The sequence below is a fragment of the Chryseobacterium sp. T16E-39 genome (genome assembly GCF_002216065.1).
GTDB lineage: Bacteria > Bacteroidota > Bacteroidia > Flavobacteriales > Weeksellaceae > Chryseobacterium.
This window is the reverse complement of record NZ_CP022282.1, coordinates 3078633-3096942: the sequence shown is the minus strand read 5'-3', so window position 1 is coordinate 3096942 and position 18310 is coordinate 3078633. Positions and strand designations below refer to the sequence as shown.

Here is an 18310-nt window from a genome sequence, read left to right as displayed (position 1 = left end):
TTTTACTCATATAAACAGATTATTTTTTGCAAATAAAAGCGAAGAGAAATATCTCTTCGCTTTTATTATTTTATTAATGGCACAGCTTTTAAGCAAAACTTAAAAATTATTCCTCATTCAACATTCCCAGTTCTCCGAAATATTTTTTGAACTTCTGAATTTTAGGACCTACCACTGCACTACAATAAGGTTGCGTAGGGTTTTCGTTGTAATATCCCTGATGGTATTGCTCAGCTGGCCAGAAAGTATCAAATTTTGTCAATTCTGTAACGTATTCTCCAGACCATCTTCCTGATGCTTCAGATACTTTAATGGCTTCTTCAGCTTTTGCCTTTTCAGCGTCATCTTTATAGTAGATAACTGAACGGTATTGTGTACCGATATCATTTCCCTGTCTGTTTAATTGGGTCGGATCATGAAGGAAGAAGAAAACATCCATAAGCTGTTCATAAGATATTATGGCAGGATCATAAGTGATCTGTACCACTTCAGCATGACCTGTCTCTCCGGTACATACTTCCTCATAAGTTGGATTGTTTTTGTGACCTCCGGAATATCCTGAAATAGCAGATGTAACACCCTTCAGCATATTGAAACAGCTTTCTACACACCAGAAGCATCCGCCTCCGAAAGTGATCTGCTCTAAATTATTGTTATCCATTTTAAGTTGATTGTTTAGGTTACATTTTTTTTATTTATCCATGGTAGGATAATGAAAAAAACTAATCAAAAGTAAGAAAAACTTTTTCATTTTTCGCCGAAATTCCTCTTCCTTAATCAACAAGAAAACATGATTTTTATACTCGTTATCTATTGTTATTTGTTGTTGTATCTAAAGATATTATTATACTTGTTGTAGACTGAGGCTCTCGAAATCTACGTTTTAAAAACAAATGGCACAAAATGGTTTCACAAATAAGCACGAATAATAAAACAGAAACATCTGCTCAATCCACAAAATCGGTGAGAGAAAACAAAAAGCATCCCCTAAAGGATGCTCAGTATATCTAATAAATTAAGGATCAATTATTTTTCCCAAACTAAAGCACTTGCTCCAAGAATAGCAGCATCTGCTTCATCAAGCTCACTGAAAACCAGCTTTACTTTATTTCTGAAAATAGAAAGAAGGTTTCTTTCCATATGAAGTTTAGCCGGTTTTAAAATAAAATCTCCAGCCTTGATAACGCCTCCAAATAGAAGAATGGCTTCAGGTGAAGAGAACATCACAAAGTTAGCAAGAGCTTCACCTAATTTCTGTCCAGTGTATCTGAATACTTCAATAGCTATCGGATCCCCTTTTAAAGCACATTCGTGCACTGTTTTAGAATTAATAGCTTCTTCAGGATATTGGTTTAAGATTGATTCAGGAAATTCAGCTCTCATTTTTTTAGCGGTAATCGCAATTCCCGTTGCAGATGCGTATGCCTCTAAACTTCCTTCAGAACCTGTACTCCAATGTTTTCTTCCACCTGGTTTTACAATCGTGTGGCCAAGTTCTCCGGCAAATCCATCATGTCCGTAGATCAGTTTTCCGCTGGCAACAATTCCGCTTCCTACTCCTGTTCCTAAAGTAATCATGATAAAATCCTTCATTCCACGCGCTGCTCCGAAAAGCATTTCTCCATAAGCTGCTGCATTGGCATCATTGGTAATGGTACACGGCATATTGAATTTGGCTGTCATTAACTCTGCAAAGGGAACAACTCCTTTCCAAGGTAAATTGGGTGCCTGTTCTATAGTTCCTGTATAATAGTTCCCGTTAGGAGCACCGACTCCAATTCCATCGAAGTTGATTTCATCACCGTATTTTTCAATTAAGGGATGAACCTTCTCATATAAAGCATCGATAAAATCTTCAACCTTCTCATATTCGTCCGTTCTCAGGTTTCCTTTTTCAAGAACCTCTCCTCTGTGGTTAACCACTCCAAACTTTGTATTGGTTCCTCCTATATCAATTCCTAGAGCAACATGTTTTGATAAATCTATTAATGACATTTCTATTTTTATAATTCTAAAGGGTTAAAATTATAAAAAAGATTGTATTAATAGATTATTAAGTGAGAATTTATTAAAAAAACTTTTTAAGCTGTTTTGGGTGTTTTCTTTTTTCTCCTTCCCCACCAAACCAGGAATCCAGTCACTGGTAATGAGGCACATATAAGACTCACAATAAAGGCAATGATCTTTGTAGGAAGGCCTAAAATAGATCCGACGTGAATGTCATAATTAGCTCCTACCGTTTTTTCTCCGAAATTTTTGTCTTTAGGATCGTGAGTATGAAGGAGTTCACCAGAATTTTCATCAAAAATTAAACTGCTGCTTTTATGGTAAGAATACGAAAGATGCTTTACGTAGACTTCAAAATTTGGATGTTCATGATCATCCATATGTTCATGCCCCAGATCGATAGCAAAGCCAAAAGAATCAGGATACTTTGCTTTAACGGTATTGCTGATCTTATCTAAAGTTCCTTCCGTTCTGAGTTCTATAGGAGCTTTTGTTTTAATATTCGAAAAGTCCGGGTAAACGGTATTTCCGCCTGAGAAAATAACATAAATAGCAGCCTGTACAACAAAGAATGCATAAAATAGCCCTGTAATAGAAAATATTAAGGCAAAGATAGAGGCATAAAAGCCTAGTATATTGTGGAGGTCATAATTCTTTCTTTTCCAGCTTTTAATGTTTTTCCATTTAAACGAAAAACGTTGTTTTCTTGCAGCTTTATTTTTAGGCCACCATAGAATAATTCCTGTGATCAGCATGATGACAAAGATAATGACAGGAATTCCTACTACATACGTTCCCCAATCCTGCTTTAGCAGATAACTCCAGTGGATCATCTTTACAATTTGGAAAAATCCATTCTTTTCATCATAAGTTCTTAAGACTTTTCCGTTGTAAGGATTTACATAGGCTGCTTTGTAAACTGGAAATTCATCAAAATAGTTCCATGCATTATTATTATGCTCATACCAGTAAAAAACATAGGACATTTTTTTGTCAATAGGGATGTTGACCCAATGAACAGGATATTTTTCCTTTACCTGTTGTGTAACAGATTTTTCCAGTACCCTGATAGGTAGGATCTGCTTTTGATCGATATTCTGCTCGTTGTGGTAGATAACATCTTTTCGCGTTATATTTTCAATTTCATCTTTAAAAACATATAATGCTCCGGTAATGGAAATGATGAAAATTAAAAAACCAATTCCCAGTCCGAACCACAAATGCAGTTTGGCGGACCATTTTTTAAAAAATCCCGGCTTTTTTTTAGGATGATGCTTTTTCTTCATATCGTATAGAAAGTCTGGCAAAGATAACGCTTAACTTTTATTTAGTTTAATTAAAATTTATATTCAATCATGAAAGTTCCTCTCATTCCTAATGAGTTGATAAATTCACTGTCTCGTGCAGACCACCATGCAATTGAGGGTTGGTATAGCTTATTAAATAAGTTTTCTATCCCTAGAGAAATCTTCCAATTGTCACTTACTTCGTAGCTTGATCTGAAATTGAAAACAGTATATTCAGCAACTTTTCCTTCTCCATAAGCGTACTGTCCGGTTTTTGCATTAGGCTCAAATCTGTCTTGTTTAAAGGAGTGTAGCATATCAAAGGCTACGGATAGCGTTTTTATGGGTCTTATTTGCACATAAGCCAGGACTTTCGGAGCTGAGATTCTGCTGTTATTAATCTTCGCTGAATAGTCTCCGTCATTTTTTATCGAAGTAATTCCTTCCATCCAGCTATAGCTTCCACCGAAATTGATCCATTTAACGGGAGTAAAATGTAAAAAGCCTTCCACCCCATACACAACTTCGGGAGATCTTTGAATCGTCAATGCACGATCAGGGCTTTGGACAAATGATGCCCCTAGTTTTGATGTACTTACATATGATGTAATTTCATAATTGATCCATTTTGAAATCTGTCCCGTTGCCCCGAATTCGTAGTTATTGACGATAATCGGTTTTGTTTCAAGATTCTGTATGGTTCCCTGAGTAGAAGTTCTTAAGATTCGGCCAAGTTCATTGATGGAATATGCCTGTGAAAAGCTTCCGAATAGATTAAGATAATCTTCAATATTATAACGAACTCCAATATTTCCCACAAAGGCATTGTATTTCAGATCTCCTCCTTGTACAAAAATACTTTGTGTGAAAGTTCCGTCACTTTTGATGGATGATAACGTATTGAAATCTCCGGCTTTTACTTTTATATTTTCATACCGAACTCCTCCTTTGATGGTTAGCTTTTTTAAAAGATCAATTTTAACTAAAGCAAAAGGAGCAATATTGGTCATATTCATGTCCGGTGTCCAGTAACGGCCGTCTTCCAGTTTCTGGACAGTTTGGTCATTAAGGATATCAACTCCATAAATGATTTCCGCCTGAGAATTTTGAGCATTCCAAAGTTGAGTGTCAAGGTTAATTCTGGCTCCTTTTTTCTTTGAAATAACATTTGATTGACCCCCATTCAGAAAAGTATCACTGTATCCATATACCGTTCTGAAATCCTGATAATAAAGGTTTACATTCAGGGATGTTCCATCGAACAGATTTTTATTATCGTAGCTTAATTTATAATTGTGATTTCGTGGAGTTCCCTGTGGAGTTGTTTCCAGATTTTTTCCTCTTCCTTCACCTATGGTAGGGGTGATCCCATATTTCCCTGTTTTTAAGCCTAGATCCAGATCAGATTTTGATGCATAACCGATATAGGAAGCTTCAATTCTTTGATTTTGATTAAGATCATAACCTAATTTCAACATTCCATTGTAGTTGTCCATTTTGGCGGTGCTGTAGGTAGGACTCAGACTTACGCCATCACCGTCTTTCATATAACCTGTTCTTTCATAAGCCAGTGAGGCTACATAGTCGAACTTGTTTGTGATTTTTCCGGATAAAAGCTGACTTGCCCTGAAGCCTAATGTTCCGCCATACGGCTGGCCCGTGATGCCAATCTGAGAAATACCTGAAATCTTCTGATCAGATTTACTTCTTTTGGTAATGTAGTTGATAATACCACCATCTGCTCCATTGCCATAGATGGATGATGCCCCTTTAATGACTTCGATCCTTTCAATAACTGATGGGTCAATTGATCTGATATCTCTTGCTCCATTTCTCAATGGGGTAGACTGAGGAATTCCGTCGATAAGTACTAAAACCTGGCGCCCTCTCAACGTTTGTCCTGAATTGGAAGTTTGCCCTGAGCTCGGTCCTAAACTAGGAACTGTATATTGAAGAATACTTGAAATATCTGAGTTGACGGTAAGTTGAGACTGAACCTGTTTTTCTCCAACAATTGTAATAGAACTCGGAACTTCTTTGATACTTTCTTTTTTCCTGGAAGCTGTTAATACAACTTCCTCAACATTCCTTGTTTGTAAAGTATCTTTATTTTGTGCAAAAGCAGCCACTGTTCCAAGGCATGCCATTGATAAAAAAGTTTTTTTCATTATATTTTTTTCCCTTGTTTCTTTCTTTTTCCCCACCATACCAAAAATCCTGTTACAGGTAATGAAGTGCAGATGAGCCCGGCTATAAACCAGATTATTTTACCAAATAACCCAAAGTAAGATCCTGTATGAATGTCATAATTGGCATTGGAATACTTTTCAGCTGTTGATAATTTCTGATGAGGTCTGTTTGCTAATAGTTTTCCTGAGTATTTATCGAATATCAGAACATTTCTTTCACTAAATCTCCCGTCTTTTTGGTAAATGGTCACAGGAATATTTTTAAGATCTTTTCCTTTTTTATTTTTCCCATTTAATGGAAATCGAAAACTTGAAGAAGAAGTATAGAGTCTTCTTGTTTCTTGTACAGCCAGATCAAAAACTGAATTGTTTTTTGCAGCCAAAGAATCCGGGGATCTGATCTCTTTTTCTTTGGGAAGAGTCATTGAACCGGATAATGCAAAGTTGAATACATTCTTCACATAGGGATACGTAAAATAGATTCCCGTAATGCTCATTAATAAAGCGATAAAGGAAGCATAGAAGCCTAAAACATTATGAAGGTCATAATTTTTCCGTTTCCAGGTTTTTACATTTTTCCAGTTGAACCAAAAACGTCCTTTCCTCGCCTTTTTATTTTGTGGCCACCAAAGAATAATTCCGGTAATCAGCATGATAATAAAAAGAACGACAGGTATTCCGACAACATAAGGCCCCCATTCAGATTTCAGAAGAAGACTCCAGTGAAGTGATTTTAGAATCGGAAAGATGTCATACTTTTCATTGTAGACTCCTAAAATTTCACCGGTATATTGATTGACATATACCTGTTTGTTAATAAGGACATCCTGAAAGTAATTCCAGCCTTTCTTCCCTTTTTTATAGTATAAGAAGCCATAAGATTTAGTTTTGTCCAATGGGATTTCAACAGAGCTAATGGGATACTTTTCATTAAGTTCTAAGGTCACTTTTTCTCGCAGTAGCTCAACGGATAAAGGTTGGTTTTTTATAGTTTCTTTCCTGAGTTCAATGGCATCCTTACGAAGGACATTTTGAATTTCATCTTTAAAAACATATAAAGTCCCCGATAAGGAAACAATAAATACAATTAAACCCACAGATAAACCAAACCACAAATGCAGCTTTGCAGACCATTTTTTTGAAGCAGATGGCTTCTTTTTATGATGATGTTTTTTATGCATAGAAAAAAGTTAGCCGAATATTCGGCTAACTTTTGTTTTTATTTAGAATTTGTATCCTATAGATACTCTGAAGTTTCTAGGAGCATCTGCCTGATAATAATAATAATTCCCATATGGAGAACCTGAATACAAGTATCTGTTGAATACATTGAATACATTAATTCCCACTCTGAATTTGGTATTCTCCCAAGACGCACCAGCATCAAATTTCACATAATCTCCCATTTGTAGAGAGTTTGTAGCTCCCCAATCCCAGCTGCTTCTGCCAGCTAAATAAGTTCCACCAAAACTTAATCCGAACCCCTCTAATAAACCATCAGTAAAGGTATAGTTTAACCAACCGTTTGCTGTATGCTTTGCATATCCAGGAACTTTATCTCCTTTTTTTGCTTTTGCTGTGGTTTCCGTAAACTTATTTTCGGTGAAGGCGTAATTAAAGATGGCATTGAACCCTTTTACGATTTCTCCTTTAAGATCAAATTCTACCCCTTGAACTCTTGTCTTTCCAAGAAGGATTGAATATCTTCCATTCGGGTTATTTGTCTGGTCAGGGTCTCCTGTAATTTCATTATTTTTATTAATATTATATAATGATAATGTGGTGTTCCACTTTCCTGAGAACCAGTCTTTTTTTACCCCTACCTCGATATTGCTACCAGTTAATGGTGTTGCTGTTGTTCCATCTCTAAATAAACCAGCCTGCGGTACAAAAGTTTGATCATATAAAGCATAGGCCGCTAAGCTTTCATTTACTGAATAGCTTAATCCAATACGAGGAGTAATTCTGTTAGCTTCAGATTTTGTTCCATAATTGATCTCTTTTACATTGGTATAGCGTGCAGCAAGGGTAAGTCTTAAAGCATCATTAAAGAACCCTAATTCATCCTGTAAATATAAACCAGTATAATTTTGGTCTATAGTACTTCCTGCACCTGCTCTGGTAGAAAGAGGAGTGCTTTTATTGAAGGCTTTGTAGTTCTCTGTATTATTAGGTCCAGAATACCCATTTATCCCATTGATATCATAATTACCAGTATTGGTATTGTACCAATAGTTATGGTCAGCAACTGTATTGGTAGCAGAAGCGTCTCCATTAGCATTAAACTTATCTAAATTATATCCCTGAGACCAATCAGCCATATACTTTTTGCTTCCTAAATCAAGGCCAGCTAAAATTTTGTGAGAAACAGATCCTGTTTTAACGTAACCGTTTAAAAATACTTGTCCAAATTTCATCGTGTTATCCGCTTCCCAATAGTTTACACGACGAATCATGTAGCCGTTTTCGAAATTACTTGGCCAGATATCACTACCCATCGTGTACTCATTTACATAAGTTAGCTGAGAAGTTAATTTCCAGTTTTCATTGAATTTATGCTGTAAATTGATATTAACTGTATTGTTATCTACTTTAGTGGGGTCAATGCTTGGATCGGTAACAGTATATCCAACTGGCTTTGCTCTGTAGCCTTCAAAAGAGAAAACATAAGCAGAACCGACTTCAGACATTTTTGCTTTTTGGTAGATATATTCTGCTGTTAAAGTTGTTTTATCAGACAACTTAACTTTTAATGAAGGGTTAATAATATATCTGTCATTGAATTCATAGTCCCTGAAGCTGTTCTTATTCTGAGCCATTAAATTCAATCTGAAAGCAACTTTATCAGTAATTTTTGTATCGATATCCGTTTCACCTCTGTACATATTGAAGCTTCCAAGAGTTACCCTTGCAGATCCGTTTAAGGATTGTCCTGTTGGTTTTTTAGTAACAATATTATAAATACCACTTGGTTCTCCATTCGACATCAGGAATCCTGAAGGTCCTTTGATGAATTCTATGTGATCTACAAAGCTCATATCTTCGCTTAGAGGTCCCCAGTTTGAAGTAACATTAACTCCGTTCATGAAAGCAGCTGCTCTTGAACCTCTCATGTTAACTCTTGTATACATATCTCCCCAGTGCTCCAATCTTTGTGCTCCAGCAACGTTTCTAAGAACCCCGTCACTTAATGTAGTCACTTGCTGATCTTCTAAAGCTCTATTGGTAATAATAGATATGTTTTGAGGAATTTTAATGAGTGCCTCATCTAAACGCATCGAGGAAGAACCTTCTTTTTCTACATATTTTTTGTAGTATTTTCCGCTCACTACAACCTCTTCAATATCATTTGATTTAATGGTATCTTTTTTTTCCTGAGCGAATGCCATCATTGATGATAGTAAAGCGGCTCCTATTATTACCTTTCTCATTGTTTATATTATCCTTAAGTGTGTTGAATTATTTAATTAAAACTTGTAAGTCACGCTTCCCAAAGCATTAAGCAATCTTTGTGGGTTGGCGGTAGTATAGCCAATCCAGTAATGTTGGTTGGTGAAGTTGTCTACTTTTACACCTATTCTGAATTTCTTAGCGTCATAAAATGCGTTAGCATTTAGTACAACGTAAGATGGTAAAGAGAATACCCCATCGGTTGCGTTATAGATTTTATTTTCACTTGCATAGTTTCCACCAACACCAAATCCAAGACCTTTAAGTTTCCCATCTAAAAATTGGTAGCTTGCATATAAATTTGCTAAATAAGGAGATCCTGAAGTGTTGGGTCTTCTGTTTAAAACAGACTCATCTGCTTGTGTGAAAGTTGAATCATTGTAGGTGAAACCTGCAATTGCAGTAAAGCCTTTTACAAGGTAAGCATTGATCTCAAGTTCAAGTCCTTTGCTTACAATAGTACCATCTTGAGTCTGTGCACTATTAAATTTTGGGTTTGGTGTATTTCTTAAAACATCTTTTACTTTAATATTATAGTAACTTAATGTAGATGAAATTTTTCCATTGAATAAGCTGGTCTTTATTCCTCCTTCCATTTGGTTTGCCTGCTCTGGAACGGCTGTTGTCATTTGGCCATCAGTATTGGTGTAATAATCGAGGTTTTTAAAACTGTTCTGGTAATTTCCGAAGAAGGAAACTTTATCTTTTATAACTTCATACACAATTCCAAGTTTCGGAGAGAAAAAAGTTTGATTAGAGCTCTTAGCTGTTTCTAAAGTTTGAGGATTTACAATACCTGGTTTATTTGAAAAACGATCTACTCTAAGGGCCATTAAAACATTCAGATTGTCTGTAATGTTCAAGACGTTGGAAAGATATACAGCATAATTGTTTTGTATGCTTTTGATCAAATATGGAGTTTCATTTCCTGCCATCGCATCATATTGTGCTTGTAGTGCAGTACCATTAAAGTTAGTATAATCAAATCCTGGCTGATGTAATGGAACAGGAACAGAAACTCCATTCACTTTATCAAAGCCGTTTACATCATAAAAATTTTGATCATTATTAATTCTTAAATAATCAAACCCTAAAACCACACGGTTTCGTAAGTTTCCAATGCGGAAATCACCATTAAAGTTTTGTTGGAAATTAATTGCTTTCTTTCTACTATCCCTCGTAGATTGATCACTTCTGTACATTTTCGTAGGATCATCACCACTAAAATACAGGTAAGGCATAAATCCATCAGAGTAACTGGAAGATGTACTGATATTTGTTGATGATTTGATTGTGTTGGATATTTTATAGTTCACCTGTCCGAAAAAGTTGATACTTCTTCCTGTGTTGTTAAGATCTTTTCCGAGATAAGAATTTTTATAATCCAGATTAAGATCTTTAACGTTATTAACCTTTTTTAAATAATCACCACCATAAAAGAAAAAAGTTTGATCACTCATACTTTTCATATTGAATAACTCCATTTCAAAATTGATATTCAATCGGTCTGTGGGGTTATAAGTAAGACTTGGAGCTACAGCAAAATTTCTTCTATATCCTTCAGTCTGGAAAGTTCCTTCATTAGTGTATGCAGAATTTAATCTGAACAATAATTTTTTATCTTTTGTAAGGGGAGTGTTGATATCAACTGATGCTCTGTAAGTGTCGTAATTTCCTCCGGATAGGCTCACATTTCCGCCAAATGTATCGAATGGTTTTTTTGTAACCCTGTTAATTACACCACCATAGCTTGTTAATAAACTTCCGAATAACGTTCCTGATGGACCTTTAAGTACTTCTACTTTTTCAAGGTTAACAGCGTCTATCGTTCCCGTAATTGATCCTAAAACACCGTTTCTTAAAGAGTTTGAAGCCACGAATCCTCTAAGATTTACGTAAGCGCCTCCGTCACCGGCTCTTCCATTAGCTGTCCACATGGTTTGTAATCCTGGAATATTTCGAAATGCTGCATCAACAGTATAAATAACCTGGTTTTCTAAAATTGCTTTGTCAATACTTGAATATACCTGAGGGTTTTCAATAGCTTTTAAAGACATTTTATTTGAGTAATCACTGTCTTTTTTGATGTAGGTATTCATAATAACTTCATCAATCTTTTCCACCTTTGTTGAATCCTTTTCTTGTGCAAAAGCGAATATGGAACCCAACATTGAAACACCAATCAGTACATTTTTCATGAAAGCAATTTTTTTGCAAATATATTGTTTTTAATTATTCTAAATAAATCATAAAATTGATATTTATCATGTAAAAGGTATTTAATGAATAACAAAAAGCCCCATTAAGTCTATTAAATGGGGCTTTTTATGAAGTATTAACTTATTTTTTTAGTAAAAATTTCTTATTTCTATTAACTATATTAATTGTGTGACGTACAGATAGAGATATGAAAAAACTGAATATAAATGAATTTTTATTTTTAAAAACGATGCCAGATTCTGCGTTTAGGTGTTAATAAAAAAGCCGCATCAAGTATTCTTGATACGGCTTTTTTTATAGTGTTAATTCTTTCCTACGCTGGAATCTCTCCTTTATATAAGAATGAAATAATTTCTTTATTCATTTTATCTACCATTTCGCTGAATAGGTGGAAAGATTCTTGTTTGTAAATAACAAGCGGATCTTTTTGTTCATAAACAGCTCCCTGTGAAGATCTTCTCAAGTCATCCATTTCACGTAAGTGAAGTTTCCAGTTCTCATCGATGATTGATAAAGTAATATTCTTTTCAAAATCATTGATCAATGTGTCACACTGACTTTCATAAGCTTCTTTAAGATCAGTAACGATAGTCAAAGTTTTATGTCCATCAGAAAAAGGAACCTGAATCATTTTGAACATTGATCCTTGATTTTGATAAACATTCTCAATGATAGGGAATGATTTCTCTTTCAATAGGTTCAATTTCATTTGATAGTCTTCCTGAGCTGCTTTGAAAAGGATATTGGTAAGATCCTGAACAGATTTATTACCGAAGTCACTTTCAGAAACAGGAGATCCCATTGTGAAATGCTTAATGATTTCAAATTCGAAATCTTTAAAGTTTCCGTTCGCTTTACCTCTTGCAGCAATAGAATTAGAAACATCGAAGATCATATTGGTGATATCATACTTCAGGTGATCTCCGAATAAAGCGTTCTTTCTTCTTTTATAAATTACATCACGCTGCTTATTCATTACGTCATCATACTCAAGAAGTCTCTTTCTGATTCCGAAGTTGTTTTCTTCTACTTTTTTCTGAGCTCTTTCAATAGACTTGCTGATCATAGAGTGCTGAATAACCTCGCCTTCTTTATGACCCATTCTGTCCATCATTTTAGCGATTCTTTCAGAACCGAATAGACGCATAAGGTTATCTTCAAGAGATACGTAGAACTGTGAACTACCAGGGTCTCCCTGACGTCCGGCTCTACCTCTCAGCTGTCTGTCAACACGTCTTGAATCATGTCTTTCTGTACCGATAATTGCTAAACCTCCAGCTTCTTTTACATCTTTAGAAAGTTTAATATCCGTACCACGACCTGCCATGTTGGTTGCAATAGTTACCACTCCAGGCTGTCCTGCTCCGGCAACGATTTCTGCTTCCTTCTTGTGAAGTTTAGCATTCAATACCTGGTGCTGGATTTTTCTTAATTGAAGCGCCTTTGAAAGTAATTGAGAAATTTCAACAGAAGTTGTACCTACAAGAACAGGTCTTTTTGCTGCGGTTAGTTTTTCAATTTCCTCGATTACGGCGTTGTATTTTTCTCTGTTAGTTTTGAAAACTAAATCTTGTCTGTCATGTCTTAAAATAGGGCGGTTGGTAGGAATTACCACAACATCTAATTTGTAGATTTCCCAAAGCTCGCCAGCTTCCGTTTCAGCAGTACCGGTCATCCCCGCAAGTTTATTGTACATACGGAAGTAGTTCTGAAGCGTTACCGTTGCAAAAGTTTGAGTAGCTGCCTCAATTTTTACATTCTCTTTAGCTTCAATAGCCTGGTGAAGACCATCTGAATAACGACGTCCTTCCATGATACGCCCAGTCTGCTCATCAACGATTTTTACCTCTCCGTCAATTACTACATACTCATCATCTTTTTCAAATAATGTATATGCTTTCAATAGCTGGCTCATCGTGTGTACTCGCTCAGATTTTTCAGCGAAATCGGAGAATAATCTTTCTTTAGCTTCAAATTCTTCTTCTTTAGATAAATTTTTAGCTTCCAATTCTGCAATTTCAGTTCCGATGTCCGGAAGAACGAAGAAGTTTGCATCAGAGTTTCCTTGAGACATGTATTCTACTCCTTTATCCGTCAAGTCAACCTGATTGTTTTTTTCTTCGATTACAAAGTATAGATCTTTATCTACAATCGGCATATCACGGTTGTTATCCTGCATGTACTGACCTTCAACTTTTTGAAGCAATGCTCTGTTTCCGCTTTCCGATAAAAATTTGATTAATTGTCTGTTTTTTGGAAGACCTCTGTAAGCCTGAAGTAATTTGAATCCTCCTTCTTTTGTATTTCCGGCAGCAATTAATTTTTTAGCTTCGTTAAAAATAACTGAAACTGTTTTTTTCTGAACTTCTACAATTCTGTCGATAGAAGGTTTTAGAACATCAAATTCCTGTCTGTCTCCCTGAGGAACCGGACCTGAAATGATCAAAGGTGTTCTTGCGTCATCTACTAACACAGAGTCAACCTCATCCACGATAGCAAAGTTCAATTCTCTTTGTACAAGTTCTGAAGGTGAAGTCACCATGTTATCTCTCAGGTAATCAAAACCAAATTCGTTATTGGTTCCATAGGTAATATCTGAGTTGTATGCTTTTCTTCTTCCGTCTGAGTTAGGTTGGTGGTTATCGATACAGTCGATAGTCATTCCATGGAATTGATACAATGGTCCCATCCATGCGGAGTCCCTTTTTGCAAGGTAGTCGTTTACAGTAACCACGTGTACTCCTCTTTCCGGAAGTGCATTTAAATAAATAGGTAACGTCCCTACTAAAGTTTTACCTTCACCGGTTGCCATTTCGGCAATCTTACCACTGTGAAGAATAACCCCTCCAATAAACTGAACATCATAATGCACCATATCCCAAACAACTGGAGTTCCGGCTGCATCCCAAGAGTTTTTCCAAACTGCTGTATCTCCCTGTATTTCTACAAAATCTTTAGCGGCGGCTAATTCTCTATCCATTGGTGTAGCAGTTACGCGGATCTCTCCGTTCTCTGCCCACCTTCTTGCTGTTTCCTTTATTAATGCGAAAGCTTCAGGAAGAACCTGAGCAAGAACTTTTTCTTCAATTTCGTATGATTCTTTTTTAAGAGACTCAATTTTGGTGAAAAGAGCTTCCTTTTCATCAACATTTGTTGAGTTTTTTATCTGCTCTTTAATCTGTTCTATCTGTGTGGTAATGTTGCTGGTTGCTGATTTGATTTTTTCTTTAAACTCAGCAGTTTTTTCTCTTAAACCATCATCAGATAATTGCTGAATACCAGATTCAACAGATTTGATTTTTGTTACAACTTTTTTTACTTCTTTTAGGTCCTGCGCTTTCTTGTCTCCCAAAAACCCCTTAAGAACTTTATTTAAAAAACTCATAAAAATTTTGATTTAGGCTCAAAACTTAAGCCTTGAGCATTTAATTATTACACCTTACCGGTGTTTATGGTATATCTAAAAAAGCTTTAAACATAGAGCTTAAAGCTTTTGTGATTTTAGTATTCGTCTTCGTTCCAAAGATAGTCTTCATCCGTTGGATAGTCGCTCCAGATCTCATCTATGGCATCATAGATCTCTCCTTCATCTTCGATTGCCTGAAGATTTTCTACGACCTCCATAGGTGCACCAGTTCTGATTGCATAATCAATAAGCTCAGCTTTTGTCATTGGCCAAGGTGCGTCACTTAAATACGAAGCTAGTTCTAATGTCCAGTACATAATTTTCTATTTTTTTTGCAAAAGTATAAAATTAGCTTATATAATAACCTTTTTTATACTTGATTTTCAATTCTTTTTGTTAACTTTTGTTCATAGCGTGCAATACTTCTCTGAAAAAACTACTGCCAACCAATCATTTGTTGTCATTTTCTCAAAAACCATTCCATAAATTTTTTTATGCCATTTTGGAAGTCTGTGGCTGGTTTGTAGCCAATTAAGGTCCGGGCTTTTGTGATGTCTGCATTGGTCTTTTCTACGTCTCCAGGCTGCATTGGCAGTATTTTCTTATGAGCTGTTTTCCCTAGTGCCATCTCAATGGCAGAAAGCATGTCCGATAAACAGATCACCTCACTTTCTCCCAGATTGATAATCTCGTACACGTTGGAATTATTTTCTAAATAGGTGATCGATTTCATAATTCCATCGACAATGTCATCGATATAAGTGTAGTCTCTTGCTGTATTTCCATCGCCGTAATAAGGGATTTCTTTATCTTCAGAAATTAATTTAGTAAACTTATGGATGGCTAAATCAGGTCTTTGTCTTGGACCATAAACGGTAAAAAACCTCAGTTGTAACATATCAATACCATATAAATGGTGGTATACATGACCAAGAATTTCCCCGCATTTTTTTGTCGCTGCATAAGGAGAAATAGGATTGTCTACATTGTCGGTTTCTGCAAAAGGGGTTTTGGGATTATTTCCATAAACACTTGAAGAAGAGGCGCAAATGAATTTTTTGATATTGAATTCATTACAAAGCTCCCAAAGATTCATTGTTCCTCTCACATTTACTTCCTCATATTCCAATGGTCTTTCTATGGAAGGGCGTACTCCAGCTAGTGCGGCCAGGTGGATCACCATATCTACTTTATGGGTCCTGAATATCTCTTCAAGTTTGTTTTTGTACCTGATATCTTGGTAATACAAGGTATAATGATGTGATTTCGTGAGTGAGATTAATTTGTCAATGTCACTTTCTTTATCTGAAAATTCAAAACCTGGATCTTTATCTAAGGATTCTAATGTATTTTTAACTTTTATCTGATAATTATAAAAGTCATCAAAGTTGTCTACGTTTATGACAGATTGTCCATTTTTCAATAGGTGTTCTATTAAATGAGAACCTATAAATCCACTCCCTCCAGTTATAAGATATGTCATTCGTGTTTTTTTATTAGCACAAAAATATAAAATTTACTTCTTGAAAATATAATCATTAAATTTACTTAAAAAAGTAATATAAAGTTAATATGCAGTTTCAAGGACAAATTTTAAAAATGACGAGCTACGATGACAAGCCTATTCAATACTATCTTAATCTTTCAGGAGATTTAATTCATATGAATGAATTGTTCGGAAAAGAGCTGACTCTAAAACATACCGGATTTCAATGTGTAAACTGCGGAGAAAATAAACCCATCTACAGAATGGGATTCTGTAAAAATTGTTTTTTTGAAAGCCCTTATGCGAGTGATACCATTATTCGTCCAGAACTTTCAACGGCTCATCTCGGAGTTGCCGAAAGGGATTTGGAGATAGAGAAATCAATTCAGCTCCAACCTCACACAGTGTATCTTGCTTATACAGGAGATGTAAAAGTAGGAGTGACAAGAAATACCCAGATCCCAACAAGGTGGATTGATCAGGGAGCAACTTTTGCCTTACCTATTGCAAGAACTGAGAATCGCTATGAAGCTGGAATGATTGAAGTAGCGTTGAAAGATCACTTGCCTGATAAAACCAATTGGAAAAAGATGTTGCAGGATGATTTTGAAGGTGAAATGGACCTTGCAGATTTTCAGCAAAAAATAAAACAATACTTTCCGGAGGATTTCCAGAAATTCTATAGTGAAGGGGAAGAACTTTGGAAATTTGATTATCCCTTTGATAAACCCGAAAAAGTAAGTTCCTTCACATTAGATAAAAAACCCGAATTTACAGGCCGGTTAAACGGAATAAAAGGACAGTATCTCAGCTTTCAAGGTGGAGATTTTATTAATGTAAGAGGACATGAGGGATATGTAATAGAGCTAAGTGTAAAAAATTAATATTATATTTAGATATAATTAGTCCAAATCACAAATATGAAAAAATGGGTTAAAAAGTCATTAATTGGTCTCGGAGTTTTAGCAATAATTTTCTTGCTAGCTAACTTTGGATTAAATATCTGGCTTAAAACCCAGCTTCCTAAATACATCAAGAACAATACAGATTATAAAGTTTCCTACAAAACATTGGATGTAGATATAGGGAGTGGAAATATTCTGGCAAAGGGAATTACAATAAACAGCAAAAATCCACAAAATACGAATGTTATTGGTCTTCAGGGAACAATAGATACTTTGAAGATCAGTCGTTTGGGAATTTATGATGCTGTCGTTAACAAGACTATAAGTTCTACGGACCTGTTACTGGCAAATCCTAATCTGAATGTTACCCTGGCAAAACCGGTCGATAAAAAAAACGGCAAGAAAAGAAATCCTGTCCTGTTTGAAAATATCAGGATCAATAAGGGCAACATAAATATCTTTAAATATAATAAACAGAAATTTTTAGGGGTAAAGCAATTCAATTTATTTGTTGAAAATCTTCAGATGACAGAAGAGTCGGTTGAAGATAAATTACCAGTCGTGTTCGATAAATATGATATTAAGGGTAAAGATTTTTTCTTCCGTCTCGACAATGTTTATGCTCTGACAATCAAAAGAATAAGTACGACGAACGGACAGATGCTTGTTGAGGATTTTAAACTCATCCCATTGCTGAGTTTCAATCAGTTTAAAAAGTTTTACCCCCAAAAAAATAAACTTTTCAAGTTTGATATCCAAAAAATGGAATTTAAAGATGTGGTGTTGAAGAAAAATAACATCTCTTTATCCAATGCGGATTTTCAAAAGCCATTACTGACCGTTTATACAACAGGAGCTGTCGTAAAGAAGAGTGATAAACCAGTGAGCTTCGGATTGAATCTTGAAGATATTAAATTAAGTAACGGAGCGGTGCAGGTTTTTAAGCCAGATGGAAATAAACTTTTATATGGACAAGGTTTAAATCTGACTATTAATAAGCTTGCATTTAATAAAGAATCCTCTGAAAATATAATCCCGATAAATTATAATGATTTTAATTTTTCAGGGAAAGATATTCATTATACAGATAAACAGAATATTACTGTTGGAAGTGTGGCGCTGAATCCGAAAAGTGGAGAAATTAGAAATATTGTTGCCTTACCTACCGATTCCAGAACATCACTGGATTTTAAAGCTAATCACATCGCTTTTAATATCAATAAATGGGAATTTATTGATAAAAAACTTAATCTTGATGTAAAGGACGTTCTTGTGGATGGCATATATGGAAAGATCAAAGCCCGGGATGCTGCGCAAAAAAGAAAGCTGACTTTACAGGAATTCAGTTTCCTCTGGTAATA

Annotated in this window: 12 protein-coding genes; 2 read left to right on the top strand and 10 right to left on the bottom strand. The window is 35.4% G+C overall.

What is annotated here, in order from left to right:
• Positions 1 to 106: 106 nt before the first annotated feature.
• The 10 genes from msrA to CEY12_RS13840 all read right to left on the bottom strand — a co-directional run bounded on the left by msrA (position 107) and on the right by CEY12_RS13840 (position 16041).
• Entirely contained in the window at positions 107 to 661 is a 555-nt protein-coding gene (gene msrA, locus CEY12_RS13885) for a peptide-methionine (S)-S-oxide reductase MsrA (RefSeq protein ID WP_089028252.1), read from the bottom strand.
• A 365-nt stretch (positions 662 to 1026) separates the two neighbouring features.
• Complete coding sequence (locus CEY12_RS13880) at positions 1027 to 1995, bottom strand: ROK family protein (protein ID WP_089028251.1); 969 nt, start codon at positions 1993 to 1995, stop codon at positions 1027 to 1029.
• A gap of 86 nt (positions 1996 to 2081) precedes the next feature.
• The gene (locus tag CEY12_RS13875) at positions 2082 to 3293 is read right to left on the bottom strand and encodes a PepSY-associated TM helix domain-containing protein (protein ID WP_089028250.1); all 1212 of its coding nucleotides are present in this window, start codon (positions 3291 to 3293) and stop codon (positions 2082 to 2084) included.
• A 50-nt stretch (positions 3294 to 3343) separates the two neighbouring features.
• Complete coding sequence (locus tag CEY12_RS13870; protein ID WP_089029881.1) at positions 3344 to 5461, bottom strand: TonB-dependent receptor; 2118 nt, start codon at positions 5459 to 5461, stop codon at positions 3344 to 3346.
• Positions 5461 to 6663 carry a PepSY-associated TM helix domain-containing protein gene (locus CEY12_RS13865; protein ID WP_089028249.1) on the bottom strand — a complete coding sequence of 401 codons (1203 nt, stop codon included), beginning with the start codon at positions 6661 to 6663 and terminating at the stop codon, positions 5461 to 5463. The genes CEY12_RS13870 and CEY12_RS13865 overlap by 1 nt, the downstream gene beginning before the upstream one ends.
• Before the next feature lie 42 nt (positions 6664 to 6705).
• Positions 6706 to 8913, bottom strand: a complete 2208-nt coding sequence (locus CEY12_RS13860; protein WP_089028248.1) for a TonB-dependent siderophore receptor — start codon at positions 8911 to 8913, stop codon at positions 6706 to 6708.
• A 36-nt stretch (positions 8914 to 8949) separates the two neighbouring features.
• Positions 8950 to 11130 (bottom strand): TonB-dependent siderophore receptor, encoded by a 2181-nt coding sequence (locus CEY12_RS13855; RefSeq protein ID WP_089028247.1) that lies wholly within the window; start codon positions 11128 to 11130, stop codon positions 8950 to 8952.
• Between the two features lie 335 nt (positions 11131 to 11465).
• Positions 11466 to 14537: a preprotein translocase subunit SecA gene (gene secA, locus CEY12_RS13850; protein WP_089028246.1), complete on the bottom strand. Its 3072-nt coding sequence runs from the start codon at positions 14535 to 14537 to the stop codon at positions 11466 to 11468.
• 116 nt (positions 14538 to 14653) lie between these two features.
• On the bottom strand, positions 14654 to 14875 hold the full coding sequence (locus tag CEY12_RS13845; protein ID WP_027382805.1) for a DUF2795 domain-containing protein: 222 nt from the start codon (positions 14873 to 14875) through the stop codon (positions 14654 to 14656).
• A gap of 143 nt (positions 14876 to 15018) precedes the next feature.
• Entirely contained in the window at positions 15019 to 16041 is a 1023-nt protein-coding gene (locus CEY12_RS13840; protein WP_089028245.1) for a GDP-mannose 4,6-dehydratase, read from the bottom strand.
• A gap of 89 nt (positions 16042 to 16130) precedes the next feature.
• Between CEY12_RS13840 and CEY12_RS13835 the strand changes: the two genes are divergently transcribed.
• The gene (locus CEY12_RS13835) at positions 16131 to 16928 is read left to right on the top strand and encodes a DUF2797 domain-containing protein (RefSeq protein ID WP_089028244.1); all 798 of its coding nucleotides are present in this window, start codon (positions 16131 to 16133) and stop codon (positions 16926 to 16928) included.
• Positions 16929 to 16964: 36 nt separating this feature from the next.
• A complete protein-coding gene (locus CEY12_RS22645; protein WP_228409699.1) occupies positions 16965 to 18308 on the top strand; it encodes a hypothetical protein in 1344 nt (447 codons plus the stop codon).
• Positions 18309 to 18310: the final 2 nt, after the last annotated feature.

Excerpts from the sequence above, each read along its gene's own strand:
- CEY12_RS13875 (WP_089028250.1), bottom strand. The coding sequence starts at position 3,293 with ATGAAGAAAAAGCATCATCCTAAAAAAAAGCCGGGATTTTTTAAAAAA.
- CEY12_RS13840 (WP_089028245.1), bottom strand. The coding sequence starts at position 16,041 with ATGACATATCTTATAACTGGAGGGAGTGGATTTATAGGTTCTCATTTA.
- CEY12_RS13845 (WP_027382805.1), bottom strand. The coding sequence starts at position 14,875 with ATGTACTGGACATTAGAACTAGCTTCGTATTTAAGTGACGCACCTTGG.
- secA (WP_089028246.1), bottom strand. The coding sequence starts at position 14,537 with ATGAGTTTTTTAAATAAAGTTCTTAAGGGGTTTTTGGGAGACAAGAAA.
- CEY12_RS13880 (WP_089028251.1), bottom strand. The coding sequence starts at position 1,995 with ATGTCATTAATAGATTTATCAAAACATGTTGCTCTAGGAATTGATATA.
- CEY12_RS13870 (WP_089029881.1), bottom strand. The coding sequence starts at position 5,461 with ATGAAAAAAACTTTTTTATCAATGGCATGCCTTGGAACAGTGGCTGCT.
- CEY12_RS13835 (WP_089028244.1), top strand. The coding sequence starts at position 16,131 with ATGCAGTTTCAAGGACAAATTTTAAAAATGACGAGCTACGATGACAAG.
- CEY12_RS13865 (WP_089028249.1), bottom strand. The coding sequence starts at position 6,663 with ATGCATAAAAAACATCATCATAAAAAGAAGCCATCTGCTTCAAAAAAA.
- CEY12_RS13855 (WP_089028247.1), bottom strand. The coding sequence starts at position 11,130 with ATGAAAAATGTACTGATTGGTGTTTCAATGTTGGGTTCCATATTCGCT.
- msrA (WP_089028252.1), bottom strand. The coding sequence starts at position 661 with ATGGATAACAATAATTTAGAGCAGATCACTTTCGGAGGCGGATGCTTC.
- CEY12_RS22645 (WP_228409699.1), top strand. The coding sequence starts at position 16,965 with ATGAAAAAATGGGTTAAAAAGTCATTAATTGGTCTCGGAGTTTTAGCA.
- CEY12_RS13860 (WP_089028248.1), bottom strand. The coding sequence starts at position 8,913 with ATGAGAAAGGTAATAATAGGAGCCGCTTTACTATCATCAATGATGGCA.